The organism is Bacillus sp. AFS088145, from assembly GCF_002564465.1.
Classification (GTDB): domain Bacteria; phylum Bacillota; class Bacilli; order Bacillales; family Bacillaceae_G; genus Gottfriedia.
In genome coordinates this window covers 99,945-114,919 of sequence record NZ_NUUX01000009.1, presented here as the reverse complement: position 1 = coordinate 114,919, position 14,975 = coordinate 99,945, and the positions used below count along the sequence as shown (strand labels likewise).

General features: G+C 31.4%; 13 protein-coding genes and 1 riboswitch. Of the genes, 6 read left to right on the top strand and 7 right to left on the bottom strand.

Features of this window, described 5'->3' with window-relative positions; all coding sequences use genetic code 11:
- Positions 1-154: 154 nt before the first annotated feature.
- The 6 genes from COI44_RS06625 to COI44_RS06600 form a co-directional block, all read right to left on the bottom strand.
- Positions 155-2,740, bottom strand: a complete 2,586-nt coding sequence (locus tag COI44_RS06625) for a metallophosphoesterase (RefSeq protein WP_098427209.1) — start codon at positions 2,738-2,740, stop codon at positions 155-157.
- On the bottom strand, positions 2,737-4,023 hold the full coding sequence (locus COI44_RS06620) for a class I SAM-dependent methyltransferase (protein WP_098427208.1): 1,287 nt from the start codon (positions 4,021-4,023) through the stop codon (positions 2,737-2,739). The genes COI44_RS06625 and COI44_RS06620 overlap by 4 nt, the downstream gene beginning before the upstream one ends.
- Positions 4,024-4,168: 145 nt before the next feature.
- Positions 4,169-4,630 (bottom strand): 6,7-dimethyl-8-ribityllumazine synthase, encoded by a 462-nt coding sequence (gene ribH, locus COI44_RS06615; RefSeq protein WP_097976649.1) that lies wholly within the window; start codon positions 4,628-4,630, stop codon positions 4,169-4,171.
- Positions 4,631-4,648: 18 nt separating this feature from the next.
- Positions 4,649-5,842 carry a bifunctional 3,4-dihydroxy-2-butanone-4-phosphate synthase/GTP cyclohydrolase II gene (locus COI44_RS06610; RefSeq protein ID WP_098427207.1) on the bottom strand — a complete coding sequence of 398 codons (1,194 nt, stop codon included), beginning with the start codon at positions 5,840-5,842 and terminating at the stop codon, positions 4,649-4,651.
- Positions 5,843-5,854: 12 nt separating this feature from the next.
- Positions 5,855-6,502, bottom strand: a complete 648-nt coding sequence (ribE, locus tag COI44_RS06605; protein ID WP_098427206.1) for a riboflavin synthase — start codon at positions 6,500-6,502, stop codon at positions 5,855-5,857.
- A 330-nt stretch (positions 6,503-6,832) separates the two neighbouring features.
- Positions 6,833-6,980: riboswitch (FMN riboswitch) on the bottom strand.
- 735 nt (positions 6,981-7,715) lie between these two features.
- On the bottom strand, positions 7,716-8,981 hold the full coding sequence (locus COI44_RS06600; protein ID WP_098427205.1) for an APC family permease: 1,266 nt from the start codon (positions 8,979-8,981) through the stop codon (positions 7,716-7,718).
- A gap of 132 nt (positions 8,982-9,113) precedes the next feature.
- Between COI44_RS06600 and COI44_RS06595 the strand changes: the two genes are divergently transcribed.
- Positions 9,114-10,013 (top strand): LysR family transcriptional regulator, encoded by a 900-nt coding sequence (locus COI44_RS06595; protein WP_098427204.1) that lies wholly within the window; start codon positions 9,114-9,116, stop codon positions 10,011-10,013.
- Positions 10,014-10,383: 370 nt separating this feature from the next.
- Here COI44_RS06595 and COI44_RS06590 read toward each other — a convergent pair whose 3' ends face one another.
- Complete coding sequence (locus tag COI44_RS06590) at positions 10,384-11,343, bottom strand: LacI family DNA-binding transcriptional regulator (protein WP_098427203.1); 960 nt, start codon at positions 11,341-11,343, stop codon at positions 10,384-10,386.
- Between the two features lie 337 nt (positions 11,344-11,680).
- Here COI44_RS06590 and COI44_RS06585 point away from each other — a divergent pair, with 337 nt between their 5' ends.
- From COI44_RS06585 to COI44_RS06565, 5 genes are all read left to right on the top strand, one after another.
- A complete protein-coding gene (locus COI44_RS06585) occupies positions 11,681-11,860 on the top strand; it encodes an H-type small acid-soluble spore protein (protein WP_056471502.1) in 180 nt (59 codons plus the stop codon).
- 424 nt (positions 11,861-12,284) lie between these two features.
- Entirely contained in the window at positions 12,285-13,691 is a 1,407-nt protein-coding gene (gene bcaP / locus COI44_RS06580; protein WP_098427202.1) for a branched-chain amino acid transporter BcaP, read from the top strand.
- A 165-nt stretch (positions 13,692-13,856) separates the two neighbouring features.
- Positions 13,857-14,117, top strand: coding sequence for a hypothetical protein (locus COI44_RS06575; protein ID WP_056467548.1), 261 nt, complete (start codon positions 13,857-13,859; stop codon positions 14,115-14,117).
- Between the two features lie 173 nt (positions 14,118-14,290).
- Complete coding sequence (locus tag COI44_RS06570) at positions 14,291-14,422, top strand: YjcZ family sporulation protein (protein ID WP_097976661.1); 132 nt, start codon at positions 14,291-14,293, stop codon at positions 14,420-14,422.
- A 142-nt stretch (positions 14,423-14,564) separates the two neighbouring features.
- Complete coding sequence (locus tag COI44_RS06565) at positions 14,565-14,744, top strand: small acid-soluble spore protein H (RefSeq protein WP_098427201.1); 180 nt, start codon at positions 14,565-14,567, stop codon at positions 14,742-14,744.
- Positions 14,745-14,975: the final 231 nt, after the last annotated feature.

Sequence of the window (14,975 nt, the reverse complement as noted above, 5' to 3'; positions counted from 1 at the left end):
ACTAGAATTAGTAAAAATAACATTTAATTTCTACCTCCAAATTAACTTTTACTAAATTTTACACTACCACAAATTTAGAAGATTAAACAAATATTCAGATTGCTTTTTTAATGAAAAAACACCTTTTATGTTTATTCATAAAAGGTGTTTCATTTTACAATCTAGGATCGATTTCTTTTGCCTGCTGTTCTTCGAATAATTTATTTGCAATTAATTGTTTATATTGTTCATTATCATTTGAGATTGAAGATAGTGGGTATTCTAACATCTTATGTCCTAAAATATAATCTTTAATTGAAGCATTTATCTTCTTATTAATCCGCTTTTGTTTAATTAACTTCTGATATTTATGTTCTAATTTATAATCATATCCATAAACAAGCGTTAAATAATCAGCGTTTCTAACCTTCAAGAATGGAGCACTATTAAAAGATTTATGGTTAGGTTTTATGACTACCCCTTCCATTTTTCTAGTTGTCGTTAGCGTTTCATAATAACGATTAGCTTTTTCAAAGTAATGTTCATCGTCCAATGAAAGAACTAAATAATCGTCATCTGATACGAGTGAGAAAATTTCAGCAGTACTTAATAAAGGTAATTTTTCCTCACCATTTTCATAAATCATTTTTAAGAGATTAAATGGCTTATACTCTATTTCTGATTCCGCTCCATATATTCTCAGTTGCTCATCATAAATATCTAATAACTCTTCATGCTTTTTAATCGGTACATACGACTTAAACGTTTCTCTTACTGCACTAAATGTTGAGTAATCATTTTGGCCATATTTATTCGTTAATATTTGTTTCGTAGTATGATTTACTTCATCATGAAAATCCGTTTGCTCATACCTAGAGATTAGTTTGTTAAAATGCTCATCAAATCCAGTCTCTTTTAATATGCTTAATTCAGATCTCAATGATTTTAATAAGACATTAAATTTCCCCTCTATTAATCCTGTTCCTAATACACTCCAAGGTAGTAACTCTCCATCTAGAATTAAAGTTTTAATATTTTCTTTTTCCATAAAACTACTAAATCGTTCTAATAGCTTAGAATACACGTCCGAAAGATCAACATTTTTTACACGATACCCATTCCGACTAACTGCATAGCAATCCTCAATTGTTTTAGATAAATAGATATTGCATCTTGAACCCATATACTTCGGTTGGAGTACAACTTCTTGAACCTTTTTATCTTTAAAGTATTGTAGTCCTTGCTTTAAAGATTCTAAATCATTCGCATTTGTATCCTTATCAGCCGGACTCATCGTACCAGAAATATAATTAATTGAATTTTTTAATACATAATTGAGACGTCGTTTATCTCTTTGATCCAATTCATTTAGATTGATACTTTTTTCTCTTCCTTTAAATAATTCTGGTAATTCTTCTTTATTCACGACATCTTCATCAACTGAAGCAACACTATACAAATATGGGTTATTTGTATAAATTCTAATACTAGTCAGTTGATTCCCACTAGCAGCACCAGTATCAATTCCAAATTTATTCTTAATACGAATTAATTTCTTACTCGCAACATGGCCAAATACATGATAAGGATGATTTGAAACGGCTTCCTCGGCTAAAAATTGTAATTGCTCCTGAATCGGTTGATTACGATCAATTCGGAATGAGCGTTGATGGCGTGATGAATGATTATCCATCTTTCCAATATATTTCTTTTTACATGGAGCATGAGTAATATAATATGAAGGAAAGTCTTCACCTATATAGTGATAAAACTCCTTACTTTCATTAACCAGCTCTAAAAACTTACCTTGAAGCTTTTCATCTTTTTCCAGCGTTTTAATAGATGTAAAGTATGTTTCTACTAAACTCTGATCAATCGAAGAATCCTTTAATTGACCTAATAAATACTTACTAACAAAATTTTCATGATTACCTTTTATAAAATAAAACCATGTCCGGTTTGAATAAATAAACTCGATTATCTCTTTAACTTTGCTCCCTTTATCAATCCAATCTCCTACCAATAGTATGCGGTGATTACTACTTTTCTCTGATTCTATTATTTGATTATTTTGCACCGTGAAACCAGCTTTTGATAATAGCTTCTGAAATGTGAGAACTTGTTCATGAACATCCCCTACAATTGTATATTTGTATTTAGTAGGTAACTTACGAGAAATATACTCCTCCATATTATCCACTTTAATCTCAAAATTAGTCGGATTAAGAAAATTCTTCCCACGAATACGATGTATATTTCGATAATTATTTCTTTTTATATTTGGAATTACTTCTGTTCGAAGACGTCTTACATGATTATCTATTAATTTCTTTGATCGGTCTGAAGAATAGTACTCACGAATATTTTTATAGTCAAATAATACTAAATCAACATTATATGAATTTTCATTTGCGATCTCTACAACTTGATCACGGAATGATTCTGATAGTCCAGTTGTATCGACAATTACAAATTCTGCATTAATTGGGAACGTTGTAACCATTTTTAATTTAGTAAATAGTAATTCAAATGCCTGTTCACTCGCCTCAAGCATAATCGTACTATGTTTATCAAAATCTTCCCCTAATATTTCTCGTCTAATATCATCAGATGATATATACTGTATATTCGTTTTATAATTTCTCGAATCGTCTCTATAAGATAGAGATGGAATTAAAATATTTTTTGCAAAAGTCGATTTTCCACATTCACTAGAGCCTACTAAAAGAAAAATCGTATGAACATTTGTTGAGATTTTCATTCCTGATGCTCCTTTACTTTTTGCTTCGTTATAACAACTGACTGAGAAAGTGATATTCCGTCTACACGATCTCCTACATCCGAGAATGTATACGTATATGTCGTGTTACTTAAGATTGAATCAATCCATAAAATAAACTCTTCTTTTGTCATTTCCCATTTATGATCATCATGCCTAAATCCATCTAATTGGTATAGATGATTAAACTCTGCATTTGGTGTCGTTATGATGAAATTCTCAAAATTAACATAAGATAGTACGCTCTTTACTAATTTTGTAGCATCCTTAACACTCATATGTTCAACAACTTCAGTTAGCAATACATCAACATTCAAATCGTTGTCGTAAAACTCTAGAAAGTGAGATAAAGACTCATAGATTGCAATATTTTCAATCACTTTGTTATTTATTTTATATTTCAATCGCTCTCTTATTTCGGCATCAATATCAATTGCGAAATAATCATACTCACTGATTTTTTGACTATAAGGAATTGCATACGCTCCTTCACCACAACCAATATCAAGAATAGAACGCTCAAATTTTAACTGTTCTGAAATCCACTCCTGGCGCTGTCTTGCAGTATTTCCAAATTTAAAATCAATTTCATAATGATTTGTTTTCTGAAGTTCATTTTTAAATGCAAGAAATTTCTTACGACTATTTAACACATTTCTATTAAATAAATAACGTATATAGTAAGGTGCATCAATGACTTGCATACTAGTAATATATTTTCGTATGACATCGTCTGTAAAATCGATATACTCATCTGAAACGATGCTCAAGAAAACGCATAGCACTGTCGTATAGTGAATTAGCTCATGAATGGTATTTGTTGTATGAATACGTAGTTGATAGGTTTTACTAGCTATCTCTTCAAAGGTTAGATCAAATTCATTTAAATGCCTCTGAAAGAAGTTTAAGTAACTAACGTTTTTCACATGAATAGCATTAATTAATACGCTATTTTCATATTCATTCTGATCTTTTTCATGTAACTTTTTGAATGCTGAAGAAAAGAATGTGTTGATTGCATTTAAAGGGAATAGGGTTGAACAATATCTTGTTGTATTTAAGTATTCAAACATTTCCTCTGCTTGTTCTTTATACGAAATTTCATTATCAGCATCTTTAAAATAAACATTGTATGTATCTTCTGTAGAATACCACGCAAACGCGTTTCCCTTCCTAATTGTCTTAATACTCATCCCGGAGCTTGGGTTCTTTGCAATTATATAGGAAAAATCAGGGTTATTTGATTTTAACTGAAAAATAGCCACTTGAGTGAATCATCCCTTCTTTTTGAATTATCAAATTATTAATCTTATTTTAACATGTAATTTCTAAGGGATTATTGGAAATTTAATAAAAAAAGAGAGGTAAAATTCACCTCTCCTTAATCAGTTTCTTCTATTATATATACACTTAGTTTAAAGTTCTTAATAAATTAGCCATCTCAATTGCCGAAATTCCAGAATCCCAGCCTTTATTACCAGCTTTCGTGCCCGCTCTTTCAATCGCTTGTTCAATATTTTCTGTCGTTAATACACCAAAAATAACAGGGATACCAGTTTGTAGAGTAATTGCAGCAACACCTTTTGCTACTTCGTTACATACGTAATCGTAATGAGTAGTTGCCCCACGAATAACTGTTCCTAACGTAATGATAGCATCGTATTTTTTTGAATCTGCTAGTTTTTTTGCAACTAATGGAATTTCAAATGCTCCAGGTACCCAAATAACATCAACGTCTGATTCTTCTACTCCATGACGATATAGAGCATCTTCTGCACCACCAAGTAGTTTTGAAGTAATAAATTCATTAAAACGTCCTACGATTACTGCAACCTTAAGTCCAGATCCTACTAAATTTCCTTCAAATTTCATCTTAATCTCTCCCATTTTTTAATAGTGTAATAAATGTCCCATTTTTTCAATTTTAGTATTTAAATATTTTTCGTTTTCTATTTTCATTTCAGTTTGAATTGGCACTCGATTATTTATCTGTATTCCGTGAGATTTTAGCGCATCTATTTTAACTGGATTATTAGTTACTAAATCTATACTCACAATACCTAAATCTTTAATAATTTGAGCACTTATCGCATAATCTCTTAAATCTGAATCAAATCCTAAGTTTAAATTTGCTTCAACAGTATCAAAGCCTTCTTCCTGTAACTTATATGCTCTTAACTTATTAAGTAAGCCAATCCCTCTGCCTTCTTGTCGCATATAAACAATTACGCCTTTGCCTGCTTCTTCAATCATCGATAATGTTGATTGCAACTGAGGCCCACAATCACAACGACATGAGCCAAATACATCACCTGTTAAACATTCCGAATGAATACGTACAAGTACTGGTTCACCAACGTCAACATTACCTTTTACAATCGCAATATGCTCTTTACCATCAATCTGATTTGTATAACCAATCATCTTAAAATCACCAAAATCTGTTGGTAATTTAATTTCAACTTCTCTTTTTACAAGTTGTTCAGTTTCTTGTCTATAATGAATTAAATCTTTAATTGTAATCATTTTTAAATTAAATTTATTTGCGATTTGAATTAAATCCGGAACTCTTGCCATCGTTCCATCGTCATTCATAATCTCACAAATGACACCAACTTCTTTCGATCCAGCCATTCGAGCTAAATCTACTGCAGCTTCAGTGTGACCTGGTCTCTCAATCACTCCTCCGTTTTTAGCGACTAGAGGAAACATATGTCCAGGTCTTCTAAAATCTGCTCCAGTTGATTCATCATTTAACATTTGTAAAACAGTATGGGAACGTTCATATGCTGAGATACCAGTAGTAGAATCGATATGATCAATACTTACAGTAAAGGCAGTACCATGAGAATCTGTATTTTTTTCTACCATTTCATATAAATCTAATTTTTTGGCTATTTCTTCAGAAACTGGCGCACAAATTAATCCGCGACCATGAGTGGCCATAAAATTGATATTTTCAGGAGTTGCAAATTCTCCGATAACAACAAAATCTCCTTCATTCTCTCGATCTTCATCATCACAAACAATAATAATTTTTCCATTTTTTAAGTCTTCAATTGCTTCTTCTATTTTAGAGAACATGATCTTACTCCTTTATATATAGCCATTTTGAGATAAAAATGAAGTTGTTATTGCGGAACTCTTTTTCGTCTCATTCATACCAAGCATTTTTTCAACATACTTACCTAATAAATCAAACTCAATATTAACAACGTCTCCAACTTTTTTACTGCCTAAGATCGTATGTGATCGGGTATGAGGAATTAAAGAGATTGTTACAATATCAGTTTCAACTTCAAATATTGTTAAACTTGTACCATCAATCGTTATACTGCCCTTTTGAAGGCAATATTTAGCAAACTGACTTGGAATATTAATTTTATACATTATAGCGTTTTCCATTGCTTTTACAGATACAATTTTACCTGTGCCATCAATATGCCCCGACACAATATGACCACCAAAACGTCCATTTGCAACCATTGCTCTCTCTAAATTTACTTTTTGGCTTGAAACCAACGTACTTAGATTGGATGCTTGAAATGTTTCAGGCATGACATCAACAGAAAATTCATTTTTAGTAAAATCCGTAACGGTTAAACAAACCCCATTTACAGAGATACTATCTCCTAAATGAACATCCTCTAAAATGATTGATGCGTCAATTGTTAGCAATAAAGTTTTACCTTTTTTAACGATATTTTTTACCGTTCCTATTTCCTCAACGATTCCAGTAAACAAGTTTTTTCACCTCATTTCGAAAAAGCACAATACACTCAAGCCCTTTAAATGACTTTATAAGATCCATCTCTAATTTCATAAATAGTTGATCCACCTTATCACACCTTCTAATTCAAATTAATTTGAAAAAGTGAAAAGCCCCTTAGAAAACTCCAAGGGGCAATAGATGTTTAAGAAAGGAAGCATACTTAAATAAACGCTAGTACAATATGAACTAATAAAAGACAATATTGTAGCACGTCTATTGTTGTACAAATAAAATATGTACAACGAACTAAGCCTATACGGATAGTATATTTGAAAAAACAAATAGCCATACCGTATATGCACTCCATCCTTCTCCCATCCAGACTATACTGTCGGCTCTAGATTCTAACTAGATCAGCAACATATAAAAAATCTATATGAAGCTCACGGGCTTAGTATAAAAATATACAACACCGCCGGTTGGGAATTTCACCCGACCCCGAAGGACACTAATTATCAAATTTGGTTTCATTATAACTAGCAATTATTTGATTGTAAAGACTTTAAGATTCTATTTTCTTTTCAAACGAACTGATAGAAAACAAAACTTTAAAAAAACCCTTATAAAATATGGAAAAATTTCACAATCTATTTAGTTAAAAAATTTATTATTTTTATTCTTATAAATTTAATCCTCATGCTATATATATTAATTTTGCAACTAATATAAAGTTGTATAAATATTAATATCAATTTAATTACAGAAAATATTAGTCCCTGCAATTAATATAGACATTAAGGCTTACAAAATCCAGAATTACATTAATTTAGATTAATTAATAATACTATTGACTTCGTTTTTTGAATTGTATAAAATCAGATTTTTTCATTTTATCTTATATTGTTTTTTTACACTAAAGAGTTAATACACTCCTCTTAACAGTGCTCCTAGAATACTAACATTTTCAGTTATTAATGCGTCTTCCTTTATATTAGAAATAGAAATAGATAAACCAGATAACTACAAAACAATATTTAATTCAAAAATAAACAAAAGGTCCTTCATACGCACAAAAAAAAGGCAATATATAAATAGAAATAGATAGCTTTATCAAATATCAGACTGAAATAAGGTGTTAAATTTTAGTAAATATCCTTTTGAAAATAATAATAAATATTCATTACGAGGAATTATTATAAAAATCTAGTTTCAAAAAAAAGAAACTTCTTTTAGTAGAAGTTTCCATTATTCATTTCCAACTTGTAGAATTTTTTCATGTTGTTTTGAATCTCTTTTTTGTAGCAAAATAAAGTACACTGAAACGAGTATGATCAATATTAGAATGACCGGTGAAGAAAATAAGAGTATTCCTAAAAAGCAAATTGCTAGAATAAATGAACCGATTTTAAAAAATATGGAATCAAATAATCGCAAACATGCCAATACTCCTAGTAAAGCGTTGCATAAGAAGAATGCATTTGCAATTGCTACAAGCGTTTGAATGCTTAGGAAATCATTAAAATAAAGAATAAATACAATTATGTGAATGCAAAACAAACTAAATAGTGATCGAGTTGACACATTATTTTTATTTTTAAAAGAGAGCCATGAAGGTAAAAAACCGTTTTTGGCTTGATCGGCGATTAGCCGTGATACTGCTCCTATTACTAGAAGAACCGTACTAATACAAAGAGCAATTGTAATAGATGAAATAATAGGAGTTGACCAACTTCCAAATAAACTCTGAAGTAAGGGTGCTAATGATTGATCCATCATATTTCCATTTTGAGAATGAATCCACTGGAAAGCAAATGCAACTGTTAAACTTACTATTGCTATAATCGAGAAACTTAAGACTACTGCTCTAGGAATTGTTCGTTCTGGATTTTTTACTTCTAAAGAGTAGCTACCAATGACCTCCCACCCGATTAAAGCCCAAAATAATAAAAGTAAACTTTCTCCAAAATCAGAAACAGTTATTGGATTCGATAAAGTAAAGCTCCCATCAACTGTAAATAATGTATGAATACTGCCAACTATAAGCGTCACGACAATGAAACTTGACATAAAAAAGGCAAATTTTCCAACATCGGCAATACTTCTAGTTAAAATGATATAAACAAAACATAGGATTCCTAAAGCTAGCCACTTTTCATTGAAGAAACTTTGATTTGTCAGTAGTTGTAGGTAATGCCCTGCCGTACCTGTAACTGCAATTGGTCCAAAACAAACTGCAAGTAAAAAGAAAATAGCTGAAAGGTTTTTTATTTGTGTACCAAATGCACGTTCAACTGCCAATGGTACTCCAGAATCTCCTGGAATCAACAAACTTAGCTTACCAAACATTAGTGCAAAAATTAAACTTAAACCAAGCATAAGTATCCAAGCAAAAATAGCATAATTACCAGCAGTTTCATACACTGCAGGCGGTAAAATGATAATTCCCGAACCTAAAATAGGTCCAATCATTAACCCGCTGAGCAAAAGAAAACCAATTTTTCGATTCCTCAATTAATATCCCTCCAATGGTTATTGAAATAAATTGTAATCTCGTATACTTTAATTATATGAATTGACCCAACATCGGTAAAATGAATAGTTATGATATAAACCATCGGAAAATCCGATACTTAGGAGGCTATTATGGAAATCCGTCATTTAATTACGTTTAAGTCAATTGTGGATATGGGCGGGTTCTCTAGAGCTGCGGTCCATCTCGGATATGCACAATCTACAATTACTGCACATATACAAGCACTTGAGCAAGAATTAGGAGTACCTTTATTTGACCGTATAGGTAAAAAGGTTCATCTGACTGAGGTCGGTGAGAACTTTTTAGTTCACGCAATCGAAATGATTCAGCTCTATACAAAAGCAAAAGATGTATTCCAAATGGAAAATGAAGAGGTATCCACGTTAAAAATTGGCGCACCTGAATCTTTAACGATCTATCGTCTTCCACAAATTATCCAAGCCTTTCGATCACAAAATCCGAAAGTAAATATTATGATGAAATCTGGTTCATGTTGGGAATTACAAGATGAATTACGTCGAGGTGATTTGGATATTGGCTTCTTCCTACAGGCTCCATTAACGGATTCGGATTTGTATACGGAAACACTAATTGAAGAACCACTTGTCATTTTGCTACCACCAACTTCTGACACTAGAACACTTTCATCGTTTACACTAAATACGAATGAAAATATAATTCTAACAGAACAAGGCAGTTATCGTGATTATTTTGAAGCATTTTTAAGAAGTAAAGGAATCGCAACTGAGACTGGAATGGAATTTTGGAGTGTTGAGGCAATTAAACAATGTGTTATGTGTGGACTTGGTATATCCATACTCCCACTCGTTGCAGTTCAAAATGAAATGCAACAACAAAAACTAAAAGTCATACATTGGGATACAAATTTAGGAAGTGTATCTACGATTATGTCTTGGCATAAAAACAGATGGCAATCCCGTGCTGCTAGAAAATTTATGGAAGTTGTTAGAGAACAGACACCTTTATGGAATCAGTCTATCAAAAGCTAGTTTATAATTAGTTTTTACTTTAGAGTTATAAGCTTTGGGAAAAGTCCGGACACATAGTTTAACTTTATTGATTAAGGCTTTTTGATAAAGCGTTCGGACTCATCCTTGAAAATTTTTTGTGTATTTATATGATTTTAGTGGATTTTGTTTAGTTTAGTTGTTTCTTTAGTCCATTTTTTTGTTATTTTTTTGATGCATTTACTCTATATCATCATGTTTTGAGACTTTATTTGCAGTTATGCTGTTTTTTATTGCAGATACCACATTTTTATTTGTAGATTTGCCAAATTTATTTGCAGATTGTGCTTTTTTATTTGCAGTTCACCATTCAAAGCAATGAAAAAAAGCTAGTTCCTGACTAGCTTTTTTATTATACCGTCTGCCGCTCAATTAATTTAATCGCTATCTCCTCTTGATTAATTGCAGAATTAATCGCTTGTATAAACAGTTTCTTCCCTATTTCTCGTAATCGAATTTCAACTGTTGTTAACTTCATTACTTTCGCAATTGGTTGATTATCAAATCCAATTATCGCTAAATCTTTTGGAATAGCTATACCATGATCATTACAGCAAGTTTGAACCCCCGCTGCCACTTGGTCACTTGTTACTAACAATGCTGTTGGTCTCTCTTTTAAATTTAACAAAGATTTGACAATTCTTTCACCATCTTCAAAATAGTAACAATTATCGAATACAAAATCTTTATTTAGTGATTCATTATATTTCTTATGAAAATCAATATAGGCAGATTCTCTTTGTTTACTATTCTTGCCTGTTCTACGACCAATACTATAACCGATATTCCGATGTCCTTTTTGATATAAATATTCTAATGCAATCATGAAACAATTGTATTGATCGATAAATGTTGAGGAAATCCCTGTATTTCTCGTATCTTCAAATAATACTATTTGTCCATATTGCTTATAATTCTCGATCATTTCATTAGAACAAATTCTAGAACAAATAATAAGTGAGTCTATTTGTTTATGCTGCAGCATCTTTAAAGCCTCAATTTCTCTCTTCTCCTCATAATTTGATTGAAATAGTACGAGCTTATAATTACTTTTTATCGCCTCATTCGCGATTCCATCAATTAGCAATCCAAAGTAAGGGTGTTGCGAGAACGGTATAACCACTCCAATTAGATTCGTTTTTCCTTTGCTTAAATTGACTGCATTTTGATTTCGTTGATAATTCGTTAACTCAATTGCATTTAAGACTGCTTTTCTTTTTTCCTCACTAACATATGGTTCATCATTTAAAACTCGTGAGACTGTTGTAACCGAAACGCCGGCAATCCTCGCAATTTCTTTAATATTAGACATTTTCTCACCTTTTCTAAACTTTTTCTTGCTCTGAAACTAGTTCCATACTTTATTCTGTATTCATTATAAAAAGGAGGTACGAATATGCAAATATTATTTGGTTTACTATGTTTACTATTTATGTGTAGTTCAATTTTATTTTTCGCTTTCTTTGCTATCATACAACAAGAAAAGAAACGAGTTAAGTAATGCAGGCAAAACTTAAAACAATTGCTCCAACAATTTTCCTCGCTGTCCTATATTACATAATCCTTTAAAAAAGCTCCTATTTTCCGTGAATACTCTAACTTTGCTATGTAAATAATAAAATAGGTTAGTTATTAAAGGAGGTATTATGATGGATACTGAAAGAGCTTTAGAAATCGTAGCTGCACCTGGTATGATTAATGTAACTTGCGATGGAGTACCAGTTTATATTCAGCATGTTAATAAAAATGAGGGTACAGCTAGAATTTATCCTCTGGATCAACCACAAAATGATAAAGAAGTATCATTAAGTCACTTAAAAGAACATTAAATGATAAAAAAGTCCCAAAAATAAACCTCTATTAAAGAGGTTTATTTCATTTTTAGAAAAAAAGCCTAATAATATAATTATTTAGTCTGGTTTTAACTGAAATCTTTAGGAATATGAAGTTTATTGAGTGCAGTATTACTTATGGCATAAGGATTAACTAGTTTATTTTTACCAACCAACTAGGTATTGGGTAATAAGTCGAATTTACTACTAACTTTAAAAAAAATTGAAAAAAAAGTCGAAAAATTGTTTGAAAATTTTTATAAGTGTGTTATCATAAAAATCACTTAAGAACGACAATATATTACATTACTTCGAAGCTAATTGTCAGAATTTTCTATTTTTTAAGGTAAAATTAGAAAATAATAAACTTTCTAAATAGAAAATTAAAAAACTACTAAATATAGGATTAGAGGAGGCTCATATGAATTTATTTCGAAAAAAATCAGTTACAAGCAGTTCGCCTAGTTCACTTAAGCAAGTTCTAGGGGCGTTTGATCTTACAATGTTAGGTATCGGTGCCATCATCGGTACAGGTATATTCGTTTTAACTGGTGTAGCAGCAGCTGATTACGCTGGTCCAGCACTTATTCTTTCATTTATAATCGCAGGCTTAGCTTGTACATTCGCTGCACTTTGTTACTCTGAATTTGCATCTATGATTCCAGAGGCTGGTAGTGCTTACACTTATAGTTATGTTGCTTTTGGTGAAGTGATTGCTTGGATATTAGGTTGGGATATGGTACTAGAGTATGGACTTGCATCTTCAGCAGTAGCAAGTGGATGGTCTGGCTATTTCCAAAGTTTATTACATGGTTTTGGAGTAAACCTTCCAACAGCTTTAACAAGTGCATTTGATCCATCTAAACATACTTATATTGATTTACCGGCAGTAATCATTGTTTTAATTGTTACGTTCATTCTTACTAGAGGTGTTAAAGAATCAGCAAAACTTAACACGATCATGGTAATTGTAAAATTAGCAGTAGTAGCACTTTTCATTGTAGTAGGTGTTTGGTACGTTCAACCGCATAACTGGACTCCATTTATGCCAATGGGATTCCATGGTGTAACAGCTGGTGCTGCAGTAGTAGTATTTGCTTACTTTGGATTTGATGCAGTATCAACTGCAGCTGAGGAAGTTAAAAATCCTCAACGTAACTTACCAATCGGTATTATCACAGCTTTAACGATTTGTACAATCTTATATATTGTCGTTTCATTAATTCTTACTGGTATCGTTCCGTTTGATCAATTAGGTGTTAAAGACCCTGTTGCTTTTGCACTAGCATTTATTCATCAAGATTGGGCTGCTGGTTTCATCTCACTTGGCGCAATCATCGGTATTACAACTGTATTAATCGTAATGATGTTTGGACAATCTCGTCTATTCTATGCAATCAGTAAAGACGGTTTATTACCAGGAAAATTATCAAATGTTAACAAGAAAACTCAAGTTCCTGTAACTAGTACATGGGTAACTGGCGGACTAGTTGCTTTATTCGCTGGCTTAATTCCATTAAACAAATTAGCTGAATTAACAAATATCGGTACTCTATTCGCTTTCTCTGCTGTTTCTCTTGGTATTCTAGTATTAAGAAAAACTCGCCCAGACTTAAAGCGCGGATTCAAAACTCCTTGGGTACCTGTAGTACCAGTATTAGCTGTTGTATTCTGTGTATATTTAATGCTACAACTTTCATCATTTACTTGGAAAGGTTTCGTAGTTTGGTTAGTAATCGGTTTAGTAATTTATATAACTTACGGATATAAAAATTCTAAACTAAACAATAAAAATAAGATTGATAAGGATTCAAATCAAACTGCATAAGTAATGAAATCCCACTATAGTAACCTATAGTGGGATTTTTTTGTTCGTTACATATTTCCCTTAACAATCTAGAATAATTATAGATATCTACAGCAAAAACAGATTTACTTTATGATATGATACGACTTAAGAAATTTTATTTTCGAATGAACAGGAGCTGTTAAAATGTTCCCATTAAAAAATTATTATGAATCATTTATTAAAAAAGATCTTATTGGAGTGAAAAGAGAGATTGCATTAAAACGACTAAGTAATTTACTTGCTTGTCAAAAGATTAGTAAAGATACGAAGGAAGTTGTACATATTCGTTATTTTACTTGTACTGAAACACTTCAGCCTACTGACACTTATTTAGGAACAATTGCAGTGAAGTTTCAAAATGGTTATGTAGTTGAAACAGCAATTTCACTTCCTAAGGAAAAATAATTCATTTATTAAAACTTACGTCTAGGTATAAGCCTAATTACATTATAGACTAGTTTCATAGTTGGCAAAAAAACATACGATACATTATCCACCTCTCCTAATTGTAATTTTCAATTAGTTACATGACCCTAAGGGAGTTATCCCTTAAATATCGTATGAAGGAGGTCAAATGTATGAGTACTGGACATCACGGACACCATCTTAACGGTTTTGCTTTAATCGTTGTTCTATTTATCTTATTAATCATTGTTGGAGCAGCTTGCTGGTCTGGACATGACGGATATGGATATGGACATCACTGGTAATCTTTAAAAACTATAAAACTCCTGTTAAATTTTAACAGGAGTTTTTTTTATTTATATAAAGTTTGTACTTGATTATGAATACTCAAGTTTACCTCTGTTAATAATATGTTAGGTTTCTATTTTTAATTAGAGGAGGTTCCTTATGAATAAACAACGAGCTCAAGAAATTGCTTCTTCACCTGAAATGGCTAATGTTACATACAATGGAGTGCCAATTTACATTCAACACGTTGATGAAACTAATGAAACTGCTAGAATCTATCCGCTAGGTCAACCAGATCGAGAGGAAGAAGTTTCAATCAATAATTTGTCAGAACATTAATTCCGGAGAAAAAAACAAACCTCTTGTTTTGAGGTTTGTTTCTTTATTTATTCATTATATTACCAAGATAAGCTTTCGATTAAACTGCATTTAAGGCATTCTTGTATCGTATCTTTTTTTTGGAAATCGTGTATACAATTTTTTTGAATTGCATTCAGTTCAATTTTTAATTGACTCATATTTTTTTCCAAATTTTTTATTTCTTTTATAATTTCTTCTACCCTATTCATA